Below are 272 nucleotides of genomic sequence, written 5' to 3'. Positions count from 1 at the left end.
ATCTATGCTCTTGTGGGAGATGGTGAAGCCGAAGAGGGTCAGGTCTGGGAAGCTGCAATGGCTGCAGGTCATTACAAGCTGGATAATTTGTGCTGGATTATTGACAACAATGGACTGCAGATTGACGGCAGATGTGAAGATGTTATTGGACCAGAACCATTTGAGCCAAAATTCGAAGCATTTGGATGGAATGTTATGACTGTAGACGGTCATGACTATGAGGCATTGCATGATGCTTTTGAAAAGGCAAAGGAATATAAGGGAAAACCTAC

General features: G+C 43.8%; 1 protein-coding gene. It reads left to right on the top strand.

Translation table 11 applies throughout. The features are described from left to right. Positions 1–272: thiamine pyrophosphate-binding protein (locus AC2FA3_RS15200; RefSeq protein WP_490510314.1), on the top strand; the 272-nt coding region annotated here is incomplete at both ends.

The sequence above is a fragment of the Janibacter sp. CoH_79_TC_3 genome, assembly GCF_058197955.1.
The sequence above is the reverse complement of the archived record's forward strand: the minus strand, read 5'-3'. Positions and strand labels throughout refer to the sequence as shown.